Annotated in this window: 10 protein-coding genes; 5 read left to right on the top strand and 5 right to left on the bottom strand. The window is 67.3% G+C overall.

What is annotated here, in order from left to right:
* Nucleotides 1-88 precede the first annotated feature (88 nt).
* Together AC5P7A_RS06865 and AC5P7A_RS06860 are read left to right on the top strand one after the other, a co-directional pair.
* Complete coding sequence (locus AC5P7A_RS06865) at nt 89-1372, top strand: putative DNA modification/repair radical SAM protein (protein WP_495219983.1); 1284 nt, start codon at nt 89-91, stop codon at nt 1370-1372.
* On the top strand, nt 1353-2813 hold the full coding sequence (locus AC5P7A_RS06860) for a UdgX family uracil-DNA binding protein (protein ID WP_495219982.1): 1461 nt from the start codon (nt 1353-1355) through the stop codon (nt 2811-2813). Before AC5P7A_RS06865 ends, AC5P7A_RS06860 begins: the two co-directional genes overlap by 20 nt.
* A 44-nt stretch (nt 2814-2857) precedes the next feature.
* Here AC5P7A_RS06860 and maiA read toward each other — a convergent pair whose 3' ends face one another.
* Together maiA and AC5P7A_RS06850 are read right to left on the bottom strand one after the other, a co-directional pair.
* Nucleotides 2858-3526 carry a maleylacetoacetate isomerase gene (gene maiA / locus AC5P7A_RS06855; protein ID WP_032957926.1) on the bottom strand — a complete coding sequence of 223 codons (669 nt, stop codon included), beginning with the start codon at nt 3524-3526 and terminating at the stop codon, nt 2858-2860.
* Nucleotides 3527-3540: 14 nt separating this feature from the next.
* Nucleotides 3541-4530, bottom strand: a complete 990-nt coding sequence (locus tag AC5P7A_RS06850) for a fumarylacetoacetate hydrolase family protein (RefSeq protein ID WP_495219981.1) — start codon at nt 4528-4530, stop codon at nt 3541-3543.
* Nucleotides 4531-5440: 910 nt separating this feature from the next.
* Here AC5P7A_RS06850 and AC5P7A_RS06845 point away from each other — a divergent pair.
* Nucleotides 5441-6856: a DEAD/DEAH box helicase gene (locus tag AC5P7A_RS06845; protein WP_495219980.1), complete on the top strand. Its 1416-nt coding sequence runs from the start codon at nt 5441-5443 to the stop codon at nt 6854-6856.
* Nucleotides 6857-7414: 558 nt separating this feature from the next.
* On the opposite strand, the gene AC5P7A_RS06840 is transcribed toward AC5P7A_RS06845, so the two are convergent.
* Both AC5P7A_RS06840 and AC5P7A_RS06835 read right to left on the bottom strand, forming a co-directional pair.
* The gene (locus tag AC5P7A_RS06840; protein WP_495219979.1) at nt 7415-10009 is read right to left on the bottom strand and encodes a M14 family zinc carboxypeptidase; all 2595 of its coding nucleotides are present in this window, start codon (nt 10007-10009) and stop codon (nt 7415-7417) included.
* 74 nt (nt 10010-10083) lie between these two features.
* A complete protein-coding gene (locus AC5P7A_RS06835; protein ID WP_046428687.1) occupies nt 10084-12723 on the bottom strand; it encodes a TonB-dependent receptor in 2640 nt (879 codons plus the stop codon).
* A gap of 192 nt (nt 12724-12915) precedes the next feature.
* On the opposite strand from AC5P7A_RS06835, the gene queD reads away from it, so the two are divergent.
* Nucleotides 12916-13278, top strand: a complete 363-nt coding sequence (gene queD / locus AC5P7A_RS06830) for a 6-carboxytetrahydropterin synthase QueD (protein WP_414612219.1) — start codon at nt 12916-12918, stop codon at nt 13276-13278.
* A gap of 118 nt (nt 13279-13396) precedes the next feature.
* Nucleotides 13397-13744, top strand: a complete 348-nt coding sequence (locus AC5P7A_RS06825) for a phasin family protein (protein WP_014035870.1) — start codon at nt 13397-13399, stop codon at nt 13742-13744.
* A gap of 692 nt (nt 13745-14436) precedes the next feature.
* Here the strand turns inward: AC5P7A_RS06825 and asnB are convergent.
* Nucleotides 14437-16338 (bottom strand): asparagine synthase (glutamine-hydrolyzing), encoded by a 1902-nt coding sequence (asnB, locus tag AC5P7A_RS06820; RefSeq protein ID WP_329768442.1) that lies wholly within the window; start codon nt 16336-16338, stop codon nt 14437-14439.
* Between the last annotated feature and the right edge of the window lie 129 nt (nt 16339-16467).

Genomic DNA, 16467 nt, shown 5'->3' with positions numbered 1-16467 from the left:
TTGCGACTTAATCCCCTCCGTCCCCTTTTTTCTGAAGCGTTCATGGGCGGTCTCATCCAATGAGACCCCTCATCCGTAGGTTTCCTCAATGGAAACCATCCGCAAGCTGGCCATTCTGGCCGACGCCGCCAAATACGACGCGTCCTGCGCCTCCAGCGGCTCGGGCAAACGCGATTCGCGCGCCAGTGGCGGTATCGGCAGTACCGAGGGCATGGGCATCTGCCACAGCTACACGCCCGACGGCCGCTGCGTTTCATTGCTGAAGATCCTGCTGACCAACTTCTGCATTTACGACTGCGCCTATTGCGTGAACCGGGTCTCCAGCAACGTGGCCCGCGCGCGCTTCAGCGTGGACGAGGTGGTCACGCTCACCCTGGACTTCTACAAGCGCAACTACATCGAGGGCCTGTTCCTGTCCAGCGGCATCATCCGCAATGCGGACTACACCATGGAGCAGATGGTGGAAGTGGCCCGGCAGCTGCGCGAAGAACACCGCTACGCCGGCTACATCCACCTCAAGACCATTCCCGAGGCCTCGCCGGAACTGCTGGCCAGTGCCGGGCGCTATGCGGACCGCCTGTCCATCAACGTGGAACTGCCGACCGAAGCCGGCCTGAGCGCCTTGGCACCGGAGAAGACGGTGCATTCGATCCGTGGCGCGATGGGCGAACTGCGCTGGCGCATCGAGGAAGCCAAGGAAGCTCGCAAGGCCCCCGCAGTGGTGGCGCCGACGGCCAGTCGCAGTGTTCGCCCGCGCCCTCCCCGTTTCGCACCGGCCGGGCAGAGCACCCAGATGATCGTCGGCGCGGACGGGGCAAACGACCAGCAGATCCTGGCCAGCGCCGACAGCCTGTACGGCAACTACCGCATGCGCCGGGTCTACTACTCCGCATTCAGCCCGATTCCGGACGCCAGCCGGCAGCTGCCACTGCAGCCGCCACCGCTGCAGCGCGAACATCGCCTCTACCAGGCTGACTGGCTGCTGCGCTTCTACGGCTACGGCGTGGATGAGATTACCGATACCACCCAGGACGGCATGCTCGACCTGGATATCGACCCCAAGATGGCCTGGGCGATCCGCCATCCCGAGCGCTTTCCGGTCGATCTGAACCGGGCACCGAAGGAAATGCTGCTGCGCGTGCCCGGCCTTGGCGTGCGCAACGTCAAGCGCGTGCTGATGGCACGCCGCCACGGGCGGCTGCGCGTGGCCGACATCGCGCGCCTGAAGGCACCGATGAGCAAGCTGCTGCCGTTCGTGCTGCTGGCCGACCATCACCCGCGCAAAGCACTGGATGATCCGGCGGCGCTGCGCGCGCAGCTGGCCCCGCCTCCGCGCCAGGGTTCGCTGTTCGATGCAACGTCTGCATCCTGACGCGCAGCGCTGGTCGCTGCGGGTGGATCCGCCGTGGTCGCTGCAGGCCTGGCGCGATGCTGCGCGCGAAGCGTTGCTGCGCGGCGTGGCGCCACCTCAACTGGACTGGCTGGAAGGGAGCGACTCCTCGCTGCTGGATGCGCCGGCCGTGCAGCAGGCGCCGATGCTTGCCGATGCCGGAGCACCCAACGTTCCACGTGACTTCCTGGAACTGGCGGCCACCTGCCTGTGCCATCGCGATCCCCAGCGCCTGGCCGTGCTGTATCGCCTGCTGTGGCGCATCGCCCATGGCGAGCGATCAGTGCTGGGCAACCCCGCCGACGCCGATGTCCTGCGCGCGACGGCCCTTGCCCAGGCCGTCCGCCGTGACACGCACAAGATGAAGGCATTCGTGCGCTTCCGCGAGGTACCTGGCCAGCCTGATGCGTTCATCGCCTGGTTCGAGCCGCAGCACCACATCGTCGACCGGGTCGCGCCGTTCTTCGCGCGCCGCTTCACCGGCATGCGCTGGGCGATCCTGACCCCTTCGCGCAGCGTCGCCTGGGATGGGCAGGCGCTTGCCTTCGGCCCCGGTGCACGGCGCGAAGATGCCCCGGCCGAGGATGCACGCGAGTCGCTGTGGCAGACCTACTACGCCAGCATCTTCAATCCGGCGCGGCTCAACACACGGATGATGATGCAGGAGATGCCGGCAAAGTACTGGCGCCACCTGCCTGAAGCACAGTTGCTGCCACGCCTGGTGCGCGACGCGGCCGACCGCGTGCAGGAAATGCATGACCGGCCGGCACAGGCACCGCAACGCAGGATTCCCCCGCGTGCGAACGCTGCGACGCCGGCAGCCGATGCCAGCAGCCTGGACAATCTGCGCGGACAGGCCATTGCCTGCCGCCAGTGCCCGCTATGGGAGCAGGCCACGCAGACCGTGTTCGGGCAGGGGCCTGCCGATGCGCGGGTGATGGTGATCGGCGAGCAGCCCGGTGATACCGAGGATCTGCGCGGGCAGCCGTTCGCAGGACCTGCCGGCCAGGTGCTGGACCGCGCACTGGCGGAACTGGGAATCGATCGCGCCCAGCTGTACCTCACCAACGCGGTGAAGCACTTCCACCATGAGCGGCGCGGCAAGGTGCGGCTGCACAAGCGGCCGGAAAGCCGCCACATCCAGGCCTGCCGCCCCTGGCTGATGGGTGAGATCGCACGCGTGCGGCCCCAGGTGATCGTATGCCTCGGCGCGACAGCCGCAGCCTCGGTATTCGGTCGTGGTTTCGACCTCGCACGCGACCGCGGACGCTGGCACACCCTCGAGGACGGCACGCGCGGCTACGCCACGGTGCACCCGGCATGGGTGTTGCGGCAGACCGACGATGCGCGCCGCGAGGAAGCCTACCGGGTGTTCCGCGATGACCTGGCCCGTTTGCGGCAGAAAGGGGACGGAGGGGATTAAGTCGTAAGTGCATATACGACTTAATCCCCTCCGTCCCCTTTTTTTCAGGCGGCGTCGGGCTGGTTTTCCGGGCGTGCGCGGTCGAAGGCATCCACTGCCTGGCAGGCCGCTTCGATGCGGCGCAGGGTCGGGTACGGTGCCAGGTCCAGGCCGAAGCGGTGGGCGTTGTACAGCTGCGGCAGCAGGCAGATATCGGCCAGGCCGGGACGGTCACCATGGCAGAAGGCGCCGGTGTCACGACTGTTGACCAGCAGGGCTTCCATCGCCGCGAAGCCCTCGGCGATCCAGTGCAGGGTCCACTGCGTGCGCGCATCGGCCGGCACCTGCAGATCGCGCTCCAGGTACTGCATCACCCGCAGGTTGTTGATCGGGTGGATGTCGCAGGCCACCAGCTGGGCCAGCGCCCGCACCCGCGCGCGGCCGGCGGCGTCGGCCGGCAGCAGCGGTACCTGCGGAAAGCGCTCGTCCAGGTATTCGAGGATCGCCAGCGACTGGGTCAGCACATGCCCCTCATGCAGCAGGGTCGGCACCTGCTGCTGCGGGTTGAGCGCCCGATAGGCATCCCGGTGCTGCTCGCCACCGTCGCGCACCAGATGCACCGGCCGGGCCTCCCAGGCCAGGCCCTTCAGCTCCAGACCGATGCGCACGCGGTAGGCGGCGCTGGATCGCCAGTAGGTGTACAGCACGATGCCGTCGTCGACCGGGATCTCCATGGCCGCCTCCATGCTCAGGGCCTGGCCGCCTGTTCGATGCGCTGCTCGATCGCACCGAAGATGCTGTTACCGGCGGCATCGAGCATCTCGATGCGGACCACGTCGCCGAACGACATGAACGGCGTGCTCGGCTTGCCATCGCGCAGGGTTTCGACCACGCGCTGCTCGGCGAAGCACGACGCACCCTTGCTGGTGTCTTCATTGGCGATGGTGCCCGAGCCGACGATGGTGCCGGCGACCAGCGGACGGGTCTTGGCCGCATGCGAAACCAGCTGGGCGAAATTGAACTGCATGTCCACGCCCGCTTCCGGCGCACCGAACCACTGGCCGTTGATGTGGGTCAGCAGCGGCAGGTGCACCTTGCTGTCCTGCCACGCGGCACCCAGCTCGTCAGGGGTGACGAACACCGGCGACAGCGCCGAGCGCGGCTTGGACTGCAGGAAGCCGAAACCCTTGGCCAGCTCGCCCGGGATCAGGTTGCGCAGCGAGACATCGTTGACCAGGCCGACCAACTGGATATGACCGGCTGCCTGTTCCGGGGTCGCCGCCATCGGCACGTCGTCGGTGATCACCACGATCTCCGCTTCCAGGTCGATGCCGTAGTCCTCGCTGACCACCTTGACCGCATCGCGCGGGCCGTAGAAGCCGGCGCTGGTGGCCTGGTACATCAGTGGATCGGTGTAGAAGCTCTCCGGCACCTCGGCGCCACGGGCACGGCGCACGCGCTCGACGTGCGGCAGGTAGGCGCTGCCATCGACGAACTCATAGGCGCGCGGCATCGGCGCGGCCAGTGCCTGCGGGTCGAGGTCGAACACGCCATCGGCATCGCCGGCATTGAGCGATTCGTACAGAGCGTTCAGGCGCGGTGCCATGTGGCTCCAGTCCTCCAGGGCCTGCTGCAGGGTGGCGGCAATGCCGGTGGCGCGCACGCCGTGGCGCAGGTCACGCGAGACGACGATCAGGGTGCCGTCGCGGCCGCCTTCCTTCAAAGAACCAAGCTTCATGGGTGGGTGTCCGGAGTCGTGGGCAAACAAGTTTCAAGTGTAATCAAATCTGCGGCGACGCCAAGCTGCAGCGCGGCATCGGCCCACCCTACCGTAGTGGGGGGGTCGGCAGGGCTTGCAGCCCTGCACCTGCTCAATGCAACAGCAACGGCAACGTCAAAAGCGGCTCTGGCTTTCTACTGGTTGGGCGGGGCGGTGTGGGTGGGCAGGACACGCCGTAAACCCGTCCATGGGGGCTCGATGGCGCCATCCATGGCGCCAACGGTCCTGCCCACCCACACCGCCCTACCCCCGACAGATCCCCGCGGCGGCTGTTGGTGGGTGCCGACCGTTGGTCGGCACATCTGTCAGATATCGAATGAAATTCCGGGGCCAGATCCGTTTTCCTCCGGAAAACGGATCTGGCCCCAAGAGCATTTCCGACAGACCGCAGCAAACTGTCGAAGGCGGGGTGGGTCCGGTTGAGGGGGTGTGAGCGGCATGGATGCCGCGACCAAGCCCCCATGGATGGGTTTACGGCGCCCCCCTCAACCGGACCCACCCCGCCAACCCTCAGGAAGCCAGCTTTTGACGTTGACGTGGCTCTGGCCTCCGCGGGTGCAGGGCTGCAAGCCCTGCAGACACCCCCTACCTGAACAGGCCTTTTTGCGCGAAGTCTCGAACATCGTTTAGACTTGCAGGGTCTGCAGCGGCCGTCCGTTTCCCTCCGGGATCGCCGGCGACCAGGGTCCGCCCTCTTCGCCCGCCCCCACTCCGACGCCGTTCGTCACGCATTCCAGCCTGCGCTTCGTGCCGGCTGCACCCAATTCTCGCAGCGCGGTTCACGGGAACGCTCCGAGTCAGCCGATCAGTTTGATCTGCCCCCGTCTGTCCGCTCGGACAGGCGTTTCTTGTACTTGGAGCAAACTCAATGTCTTTTGAATCGCTGGGCCTGGCGCCCTTCCTGCTGCGCGCGCTCGCCGAGCAGGGCTACGAAAACCCGACCCCGATCCAGCAGCAGGCGATCCCGCTGGCGCTGGCCGGTCGCGACCTGCTGGCCGGCGCACAGACCGGCACCGGCAAGACCGCCGCGTTCGGCCTGCCGCTGCTGCAGCACCTGGGCACCGCCTCGCAGGAGGTACGTGCCGGCCCGCGCAAGCCGCGCGCGCTGATCCTTGCCCCGACCCGCGAGCTGGCCACCCAGGTGCATGACAGCCTGCGTGGCTACAGCAAGTACCTGCGCATCCCCAGCGCCTGCATCTACGGCGGCGTCGGCATGGGCAACCAGCTGGACATCCTGCGCCGTGGCGTGGACCTGCTGGTGGCCTGCCCGGGCCGCCTGATCGACCACCTTGAGCGTCGCAGCGTCGACCTGTCCGGCATTGAAGTGCTGATCCTGGACGAAGCCGACCGCATGCTCGACATGGGCTTCCTGCCGTCGATCAAGCGCATCCTGGCCAAGCTGCCGAAGCAGAACCGCCAGACCCTGCTGTTCTCGGCCACCTTCGAGGACAACATCCGCCAGTTGGCGCTGGAGTTCATGCGCAACCCGGAACAGATCCAGGTGACGCCGAAGAACACCGTGGCCGAAACCATCACCCACCGCGTGCATCCGGTCGACGCCGGCCGCAAGCGCGACCTGCTGCTGCACCTGCTGGCGCAGGACAGCCGCGAGCAGACCCTGGTGTTCGCCCGCACCAAGCATGGCAGCGACAAGCTGGCCACCTTCCTGGAAAAGTCGGGCATCAAGACCGCGGCGATCCACGGCAACAAGAGCCAGGGCCAGCGCCTGCGTGCGCTGGGTGACTTCAAGGCCGGCCGCGTGACCGTGCTGGTGGCCACCGACATCGCCGCGCGCGGCATCGACATCAACGAGCTGCCGAAGGTGATCAACTTCGACCTGCCGATGGTGGCCGAGGACTACGTGCACCGCATCGGCCGCACCGGCCGCAACGGCGCGACCGGCCAGGCGATTTCGCTGGTGGCGCAGGATGAAGTGAAGCTGCTGCGCGCGATCGTGCGCCTGCTGGGCCGCGACATGGACATCCGCGATGTGCCGGGCTTCGAGCTGCAGACGCCGATCCGCTGGGGCAACAGTGCGCCGGGCAAGGCGGAGCACGATACCGGTGAGCGCGCACCGCGCAAGAGCCACGCGCGCCGTCCGCACGGCGATGCGCCGCGCCATGCGCATGCTGGCCCGAAGAAGGTCGGTGGTGGCCGTCGCGAGGGCGGCGGCAACGGCCAGCAGCGTGCGGGCGCGGGTCAGGGCCAGCGCCGTGGCGGTGGCGGCAATGGTGGCGGCCGTGGTCGCGGCCAGGGTGGCAACGGCGGCGGTCGCGCCGGCTGATCCCAGCTGACAGGGAGGGTGCTTCCCGCTGCGCGGGGGCTTCTTACCGAGGGACGGCGCTGACGCGCCGTCCTTTTTTGTTGCTGGCTACCGGGTGACAAAGCACGCGGTGGCAGTACCGAGGGCGGATGGACATGGGGGCAGCGCAGAACACGCTGTAAATACGTCCATGTAAGCTCGATGGCGCCATCCATGGCGCCAACGGTTCTGCGCTGCCCCCATGCCCATCCGCTTCAAGCATTGCCTGCGCCTTCTTGTCCCGCCGGGTAGCCGGGAGAAGAAAGATCAAATTCAAATTCAAATTCAAATTCAAATTCAAATTCAAAGGCAAAAGCCGAAGTCGCAATTCCTGGCTTTGCTTTTGCTTTTGCCCTCGCTCCCGCCTTGGGGTCTGACGCGTCCGCGCCCGCTGGAAACTGTCTTGGGGAGGCCGGGCGGGCTGCGCAGGACCGTTGGCGCCAAGGATGGCGCCATCGAGCCCCCAAGGACGGGTTTACGGCGTGTCCTGCGCAGCCCGCCCGGCCTCCCCCACACGCATCAATCAAGGCGCGCAAACCCTCAACCCCGCGCTTTACTCGGATTCACCAGATTCCCGAAGAAGATCGCGTTGATCAGCAGCCGGTCCGTGCCATGCCAGTACTTGCGATGCGTCGGATCATCGGCGAACAGCACCACGTTACCCTGCCCCTGCGCCGACACCAGCAGCCACGCGCTGCCCGCCACCCGCGTGCGGTTGCGCTCGGACAAGTAACCGTTCACCCGCGGCGGCGTGTCGATGCGTACCACCGTCGAGAACGGGTTCGCACTCGGCTGCAGCGTCACCGTGTTTTCCTTGTTGATCGCCAGTTGCCGGCGCGGCACGCCGAACGCCAACGGATGGCTGGTATCCACGTCGGCACTGAGGATGTTGCCGCTGACCCGCTCGATCGCAGCGATGTCGCGCTGGTCGCCGAACGCACGGCGGCTCTCGTCGGCAGTCTCTTCTTCCTTGCCGAGCTTCTCGCCGTCGGCCAGCTTCTGTTCGATCGCCCACTTCGAGGCGCTGCCGTAGGTCACCAGTGAACCTCCGGCCTGCACCCAGCGCTTCAGTGCGGCCACCGCCGTGGCATCGATGCCGGTGTAGGTGCCGCCGGACAGCACGATCGTGGTGTAGCGGTCCAGCGGCACCTTGCCCAGCTGCTGCGGGTCCAGCTTGCTGGCAGGCAGGTGCAGCTGCTGGTCGAGCAGGAACCACGCCGAACCGATCTCGGTGGCGGCCACGCCCTCGCCCATCACCAGCGCGACCGTGGGCTTGCGCAGCGCCTTGACGCCGTCACTGCCGAGGTCGATGCCTTCGCGGCTGCGGCCGCTGGGCAATGCGTGCACCTGCACACCCGCCTCGCGCGCGGCCGACGTCACTGCCTCAAGCAGCGCTGCGCCCTGCAGCGATTGCCCGGCCACCGGAATCACCAGGCTGCCGGCGGCGAAGCTGACCTCGCCCTGCGCGGTCGCGGTGGTGAACGGCTGGAATGCCGCACGTGCGCTCACGCCCTTGCCCTGCAGTGCAGCCAGCGCGCGCCCGGCGTTGTAGTCGCGCCAGTCGATCGCGTAGGCAAATCCGGCCTGGCTGCCCAGCACCGCGCCCTGCGCCGCCGGCAGCGCGGTCACGCGTGCACCGCCTTCGATACGGCTGCGGCTACCGGCGAAGGCCACGCCGTAGGCCGGTGCGATTGCATAGCTGGTGCTGCCGTAGAACACATCACCCTTGATCGGCGGCGTCTCGGCAAAGATCGAATGCACCAGGCGGAACTGCGCCTGTTGGACCGGCACAACGTAGGCGCTGCCGGCATCGAAGCGCTGGCCATCGACAGTGACGGCACGATCCAGCGCGCGCACGTCGATGCGATGCAGCAGCAACAGTTCCAGCAGGCGGCGGGTCAGTGCCGGGTCATGCGCATCACCGAACACGAAGCTCTTCACCGGCTGCTGTGCGGCCTGCTTCAGCGCGCTCTGGAAGAACTGCTTCTGCAGGTCGAACAGGCCGCTGCGCTCGGTCACTGCGCCACGCACCGTGCCCAGCCCGGTGGCGACCTGGTTGCGGATGGTGAACGGGAACGTCAGCAGGCCATTCACCGATTCCTGCACGCGGCCGCGCGAGCTGGCCTGTTCGACGGTCACGCCGACGGCACCATGGAAGTCCGGGTAGGTCGAGCCGTATACCGGCGAGAAGTTGTCGAAGTTCTCGCCGGTGTAGTACAGCGAGCCCAGCGCATCCAGCGCCTGCGCGTGGTACCTGGCCAGGGTCTTGTTGAATTCGTACGACGCCGCGGGAATCAGCGGACTGTGCATGCTCTTCGGCGAGGGCTCGAAGTAGTAGGTGCTGTCCTTGCCCATTTCGTGGAAGTCGATCTGCACGTTCGGGTACCACTGGTGGAACACCTCCACCTTCGGCCGCGAGTCCTGCTGGGTCAGGGCCAGCCAGTCGCGGTTGAGATCGGTGAAGTAGTGGTTGGTGCGCCCTTGCGGGAACGGTTCGACGTGCTCCTTGTCGGCCGGGTCGGCCGAGGCCGGATCGGAGGCCCACGCGTTGTGCCAGTTGGCGGCACGATCGCGACCGTCCGGATTCTGCGCCGGGTCGAACAGCACCACCGCCTGCTGCAGCCACTGCTGGGTTTCGGCGCTGCGGTTGGCAACCAGGTAGTAAGCCGTCAGCATCGCCGCCTCGGCACTGGAGGTCTCGTTGCCATGCACGCTGTATCCCAGCCACACCACCACCGGGCTGTCGCCCGCCGCACTGCGCGGCTGCGCCGGATCGGCCAGGGTCGCGTGCTGCTGGCGGATCTGTTCCAACCGCGCGTGGTTGCCTGCGGCAGTGACAGTGGCGATCAACAGCGGGCGGCCCTCATAGCTGCGGCCGATCTCGCGCACGCTGATCCTGTCCGAGCGCCGGGCCAGTTCCTGGAAGTACGCCACCAGCTGGTCGTGCCGGGTGTAACGGCTGCCGATCGGATAGCCGAGGAACTGCTCCGGCGTGGGCACGGCGGTATCGAACGCCGCTGCATCGGCAGCCTGCGGAAAGAAGTAGGTGCTCTGTGCCTGTACCGGCTGCGGCTGGAACAGTGCGGTGGCGGCGGCAAGCAGCAACGGAAGAACGGCACGACGATGCAAGGACACAGTGACTCCCCTGGAACACAACGGCAGGCGGTCGCGCGACCGGTCCCTTGGGGAGACCGGTCGCAGCGGGTGGATCAGAAGCGGTAGTCGAAGCCCAGCGTGAAGTAGCGGCCGCGCAGGTCGTACTGGCTGAAGTCGTACGGCGCGCGGATGCCCGGGAACGAGGCATCGTACGGCGGCGTCTTGTCGGCCAGGTTCTGCACCTTGGCGTACACCGTCAGCTTGTCGATGCCGGTGTAGGCCAGGTACAGGTCGTACTGGCTGTAGCTGCCGACGCGCTGCTGCACGGCCTTGGCGGCGGTGCTGGCCTCCTGGCGGTAGCTGCTGGTGTAGTACCAGGTCACCGCGGCGTTGAAGTCGCCGTATTTCCAGTCCAGGGTGGTGGTGGCCTTGTCCTTGGGCAGGGTCGCGCCGAGGTTGCTGCCGGCGTAGTCGACCAGCGGGCCGCCGACCACGGTCGGGCGACGGTAGTCGCGCACGTGGGTGTAGGCGGAGGACACGGTGAAGTCGCCGAGCGCAGCGGTCGGGATGCGCTGGCGCAGCTCGACGTCGATGCCCGAGGTCTTCAGCTCGCTCAGGTTCTGGTAGCGGTTGTAGACGGCCTGCAGCTTGCCGCGCTCGTCGCGCTGCACGGCGCCGGCCACGTTGTCGTTGACCAGGGTCTGGGTGTTGTTGGTGCCGACCAGGTTGTCCAGCTGGATGCGGTAGTAGTCCACGCTCAGGTTGGTGTTGGCCCATGGCGACAGCACCACGCCGAAGTTCACGCTCTTGGTGCGCTCGGGCTTCAGTGCGTTGTTGCCAACGGTGAAGAAGGTCGGATTCTGGCGCGAGCCCGGCACGTCCGGATCACGCGGGTCGGCCACGCTGCCGTAGGCGATGCTGGTGCTGTTGGAGTTCTCCGACAGCGACGGTGCACGGAAGCCCTTCGACGCCGAGGCACGCACCAGCAGGAAATCGAGCGGCTGCCAGCGCAGGCCGATCTTCGGCGAGAACGCATCGCCGAAATCATCGTAGTGATCGGCACGCGCGGCGGCGGACAGTTCCAGGGTCGAGGCCAGCGGCACGTTCACTTCGGCGTAGGCGGCACTGACCTGGCGCTGGCCATGTACTTCGGCGATGGCCGGGCGCACCTGCAGGCCGGCATCGATCTGCCACGGGTTGTTGGAATCGAGCTTCTCGCGGCGCCACTCGGCACCGGCGGCGAAGCCGATCTCGCCGGCCCAGGTGTGGCCCAGGCTGCCGGAAATCTTCGCGTCGACGCCCTGCAGCTTGGACTCGGCCGGGCGCAGCGTGGCGATGTTGATCGAATCACGTACCGACTGCGGCGTGGCCGCCGGATTCAGCAGGTTGTAGCTGCCGGTGGCCAGCGCATCGGCCAGCGCCCAGCGATTGGCGAAGCCGCCGGACACGCTCTCACGCTCGCTGCTGCGTGCGCCGAATGCAGCCACTTCCCAGTCCCAGTTCGCAGTGGTGCCACGCAAGCCGAACACGCCGCGATAGGCGGTGGAACGGTTGGTCTTGATCGTGCCGCCGAGGTCGAAGAAGGTGTATTCGATCGGGATCGCACGGCCGTACGGGTTGTACGGATTGTTGGCCGGCAGCAGCGACGACACCGGTTCGGCCAGGCCACTGTTGGCGTTCAATGCGAAGCGGCCGCTCTCCAGGGTGAAGAACGGGCTGCTGCCGAACCACGCGGCACTCTTGATCTGGCTGTACAGCACTTCGCCGAAGGCTTCGACGTTGTCGTTCAGGCGGAAGGTACCGTTGGCATAGGCCTGGTAGCGCTTGGTCGAGGGGATCAGCGTGGTGAACGGGGCCTGGTTGAAGCCGCAGGTGTCGCCGGCCAGGCCGTCGATCGGCGCGCTGGCGACGCGGGTGGTACCGACCGGGCAGTTGCCGTTGGCGTCGAGCATCGGCACCGACACGCCGTTGACCAGGTAGCGCGCGCCCTTGGCCGACCAGCCGTTCCAGCGGCCACCGGGCTTGTCGGTGTAGATGCCGCTCCTGGTCAGGTTGCGTTCGTCCTGGTCCAGACGTTCGCGGTTGTAACCCTGCAGGCTGAAGAGGATGTTGTAGCCATCGGTGTCGAGATCACCAAGGCCGCCGACGAACTTCAGGTTCTGCTCGTGCAGGCCGCCCTGGTCGGCACCGCCGAAGCTGCCGCCGATCTCGGCGCCTTCGAAGTTTTGCCGGGTGATGATGTTGACCACGCCGGCCACGGCGTCGGAACCGTACACCGCCGAGGCGCCGTCCTTGAGCACTTCGATGCGCTCGACCGCGACCAGCGGCAGCGCGTTGAGATCGACGAAGGTGTCAGACAGGCCACCGGCCGGGAAACCATAGTTGGCCAGGCGGCGGCCGTTGAGCAGCACCAGCGTGTTCTTCTGCGACAGGCCGCGCAGGCCGATGCCGGCCGAGCCGGAGGCCCAGCCGTTGTTGGTGGTTTCGTTGCTGGCGTTGCCGGTGTTGGCCGAGATCGAACGCAGCACATCGGCCACGGTGGCCTTGCCGGTCTGTTCCAGCTGCTGGCGGCCGATCACCTGCACCGGGTTGGAGGCCTCGGTATCGGTGCGCTTGATGTTGGAACCGGTGACACGCACGGCGGCCAGGGTGCTGGCTTCGCCACTGGCGTCGGCGGAGGTTTCGGCGGCGGCAGACAAAGGCGCGGCCAGAGCGACGGCCAGGGCCGCCACGAGCAGGGTGTGCTTGGGCATGACGATGTGGGGGAGGTGGTAAGGGCGATGAAGTTCCGCAGTAGTCCATGCCTGGCCCGGGTCCGGCCAATAACATCTCTTCATACGGATATAAGAGAAACTATCATCTCTTCATCCGGATGGAAAGAGTCACTTCACGAAAGCCCGGCATCCGCTCAGGATGGCCGGCCACCTGCGGCGTACAATTGCGTCATGGAAATCTTCAAAGTCTTCATGCTCGAGGCGGCGCACCGCCTCCCCAACGTACCGCCGGGGCACAAGTGCGCGCGCCTGCACGGCCACTCGTTCCGGGTGGAACTGAAGGTCGAGGGCGAGCCGGGGGCGCAGACCGGCTGGATCATGGATTTCGGTGACGTGAAGGCGGCCTTCCAGCCGATCTACGATCGCCTGGACCATCACTACCTCAACGACATCCCCGGTCTGGAGAACCCGACCAGCGAGAACCTGGCGGTGTGGATCTGGAACGAGCTCAAGCCCGGCCTGCCGGCGCTGAGCGAGATCACCGTGCACGAAACCTGCACGTCGGGGTGCCGTTACCGCGGCCCCATTGCCTGATCAACCCATTGATCTGAAAGGTGTTTCAAAGGCGCCCTGGGCGCCTTTGTTATTTTTGTTGCATTGCCGCATCAAGGGCGTATGCTGCAATGCATCAAGCCACTCCCTGACGCCCCCCATGGCCGCCGCCTTCAGCGATCGCTTCAGTGATGCCACCCGCCAGCTCGCCGCCGCGGCAACGCGCGCGAACCGGTTGGCGTTGGAGAACGCGGAAAGCATGTTCGGCGTGCAGCTGAAGGTGATGGAGCGCAACCTGACTGCGACCGGCGGCTGGCTGGGTGAACTGGCCCGCGGCGAGGATGCGGCCGGGACGCTCTCCAAGGGCGCGCAGCTGTGGCAGGACAACCTGCAGCGGCTGGGCCAGGCCCAGCAGGACGTGGTCGGTCTCGGCCTGCAGGCCAGCAAGGCTTGGTCCGAGCTGGTGCAGGGCTACAACGAATCAACGGCGGACGCGAACAACCACTGACGCGACGCAACACTCATTGCGTGGGTCCCTCCCCCCACGCAATCCGGACCCGGCAGATCCCTCCCTCTGCCGGGTCTTTTTTTGCCTGGCGTCTGCATTGAAGAGCGCTTCCTTGTCTGGATTCGCCGCGAACTGAAGGGCCCCGCCGGGGCGGGCAGGGGTCTGGGCAAATGTCCCCCGGCGCCGGCCGTTGGCCGTCACCTCCTCCTTTACTTTGCCCAGACCCCTGCCCGCCCCGACGAGGCTCGGCTTACGGCAGGTAAAGCGCAGCGCTCGTGGCAGCCTTTCAATGAGGCGCCGACGAACTCCCAACGCAGGGCGGACGCCCTTGCGTACGAAGTAAAGGGGGAGGTGACGGCCAACGGCCGGCGCCGGAGGACATTCGTACGCAAGGGTCTCCGCCCTGCGCCGCGCAGAATGCATCCGCCACACGCATGTCTTCGTCCTGATCCGCCGCGAACCGATGGGCCCTGCCCGCCCCGACGAGGCTCGGCTTCCGGCGAGGAGATCACAGCGCTCGCGGCCGCCTTTCAAGGAGGCGCCGGCGAACTCCGAACGCCGGGCGGAGGCCCTTGCGTACGAAGTAAAGGGGGAGGTGACGGCCAACGGCCGGCGCCGGAGGACATTCGTACGCAAGGGCATCCGCCCTGCGCCGCGCAGATTGAACCCGCCGCACGCGATGCAGGAACGGCTCAGCGCCCGCGACCACCGTGCCAGTGCTGGTGCCACGCCTGGAACATCAGCACGTTCCACAGGTGTGTGTGCCACTTGCGCTCGCCTCGCAGGAACGCCTCCCAGACACCACGCACGCGCGCCACATCGAAGCAGCCCTGGTTGCGCAGCAGCTCCGGATCCAGCAGCGCCTCCGCCCAGTCGCGCAACGGACCGGCCAGCCAGCGCGCCATCGGCGGGCCGAAGCCGCGCTTGGGGCGATACACCAGCGGTTCCGGCAGGTAGCGCGCCAGCAGGTGCTTGAGGATCCGCTTGTGCTCGCCATCGTGGTACTTCAGGTGCTGCGGCAGCCGCCAGGCCAGGCGCACCACCTCCATGTCCAGCAGCGGTGCACGGGTTTCAACACCCGCCGCCATGCCCGCGCGATCAACCTTGGCCAGGATGCCCTCGGCCAGGTCCATGCGGAAATCCAGCAGCTGGATGCGCGCCTCGGCCGGCAGCGCCGTGTCCTGCTGCTGGAAGATCGTCACCGGTTCGCGCGCACCCAGCACCACCTGCGCCGGCTGCCGCCAGCGGGTCACGCGCTGCAGGTAGTGGCCTTCCACATCATTGGCAGCCACCTCGGCCACCAGGGCGCGCCAACCACCGAGGCGGCCGCGCTCGACGTTCATGCGGTTGCCGCTGCGCCGCGCCAGGTCGCGTACCCAGTCCGGCAGGCCACCACACAGGCGCGCATTGCGCAGCGCGCGGCCATAGCTGGGATGCCCGAAGAACAGTTCATCGCCACCGTCACCGGTCAGTGCCACCGGCTTGCGCGCCCCCAGCAGTTCACTGGCCAGCAACGTCGGCAGCTGTGAAGCGTCGGCAAAGGGTTCGCACCAGACCTGCGGCAGGCGCTGCAGCAGGTCCAGGCCCTGGCGCGCGTCCATGCGATGCAGGTGGTGCTGCACGCCCAGATGGCGCGCGACCTGCGACGCCCAGTCGCTCTCGTCATGCCCCGGATCGTCGAAGCCGACCGTCCACGCTTCGATCGGCAGGGTCGATTGTGCCTGCATCATCGCCGTCACCAGCGAGGAGTCGGTACCGCCGGACAGGAACGCGCCGCACGCCAGGGGCGAGTGCATGCGTGAGGCGATGGCCTTCTGCAGTACCGCTTCAAGCTGGTCGGTGGCCTGTTCCAGGCTCGGCGCCGGCTGCAGCGGCTCCTGCAGTGCACTCTGCATCGCGTCGCGTGCGCACCAGTAACGCGCGCCGCCCTGCGCGGCCTGGCTGGAGCAACCCGCGGCATGGTCGCTGACATCGATACGCAGCATCGCGCCCGCCACCAGTTTGTGGATGCCACGGTAGATGGTGTGCGGCGCCGGCACATAGTCGTGGCGCAGCAGCAGGCTCAGGGCATCCTGGTCGATGCTCGGCGCGAAGCCGGCGAAGGCCTGCAGCGCCTTCAACTCCGAGGCGAACAGGAACTGGCCCTGGTACCAGCCGTAATACAGCGGCCGCTCGCCCACCGGATCACGGGCCAGCCACAGCACGCGCGACTCCCGGTCCCAGACGCTGAAACCGAAGGCGCCTTCGATGCGCGACAGCGCCCGCTGCACGCCCCATTCGACGATCGCCTGCAGCAGCAGCCGCGCATCGCTGCAACTGCGGGGCAGATCGCGCAGCTGCGCCTGCAGGTCGCCGCGGTTGTACAGGCGGCCGTCCAGGCACAGCACGTAGCGACCGCAGTCCGAGCTCAGCGGCTGCAACGGCGTATCGGTCGGCGCCCGGCAATGGCCCAGCGCGAGGCCGGCCTCGGCGTCGGTCCAGTAGCCGATGCGGCCACGCCCACGCTGCTGCAGCGCGCGCAGCATCGGGGCCAGCTGCTGCAGCAGCTGCTCATCCTCGGCGGGCGGCAGCCAGGCCCCGACCACGCCGCTCATCGGAAGCCTCCGCACTGGCAGCGGCGGGACAGGTTCGGCAGGCAGGGGGCGGCGGGCGACATGGGGACGGCACGCGGAGCGGAGGAGACTCCATGCTCGGCGCGGGGGCGCGCGGCGTCAGTCGCTTTG

The sequence above is a fragment of the Stenotrophomonas sp. YJH_SMC_65 genome, from assembly GCF_059369475.1.
Note: the sequence above shows the minus strand (reverse complement) of the source record. Positions and strands in the feature narration are given on the sequence as shown.

Excerpts from the sequence above, each read along its gene's own strand:
- AC5P7A_RS06845 (WP_495219980.1), top strand. The coding sequence starts at position 5,441 with ATGTCTTTTGAATCGCTGGGCCTGGCGCCCTTCCTGCTGCGCGCGCTC.
- maiA (WP_032957926.1), bottom strand. The coding sequence starts at position 3,526 with ATGGAGATCCCGGTCGACGACGGCATCGTGCTGTACACCTACTGGCGA.
- AC5P7A_RS06865 (WP_495219983.1), top strand. The coding sequence starts at position 89 with ATGGAAACCATCCGCAAGCTGGCCATTCTGGCCGACGCCGCCAAATAC.
- AC5P7A_RS06835 (WP_046428687.1), bottom strand. The coding sequence starts at position 12,723 with ATGCCCAAGCACACCCTGCTCGTGGCGGCCCTGGCCGTCGCTCTGGCC.
- AC5P7A_RS06850 (WP_495219981.1), bottom strand. The coding sequence starts at position 4,530 with ATGAAGCTTGGTTCTTTGAAGGAAGGCGGCCGCGACGGCACCCTGATC.
- queD (WP_414612219.1), top strand. The coding sequence starts at position 12,916 with ATGGAAATCTTCAAAGTCTTCATGCTCGAGGCGGCGCACCGCCTCCCC.
- asnB (WP_329768442.1), bottom strand. The coding sequence starts at position 16,338 with ATGAGCGGCGTGGTCGGGGCCTGGCTGCCGCCCGCCGAGGATGAGCAG.
- AC5P7A_RS06860 (WP_495219982.1), top strand. The coding sequence starts at position 1,353 with ATGCAACGTCTGCATCCTGACGCGCAGCGCTGGTCGCTGCGGGTGGAT.
- AC5P7A_RS06825 (WP_014035870.1), top strand. The coding sequence starts at position 13,397 with ATGGCCGCCGCCTTCAGCGATCGCTTCAGTGATGCCACCCGCCAGCTC.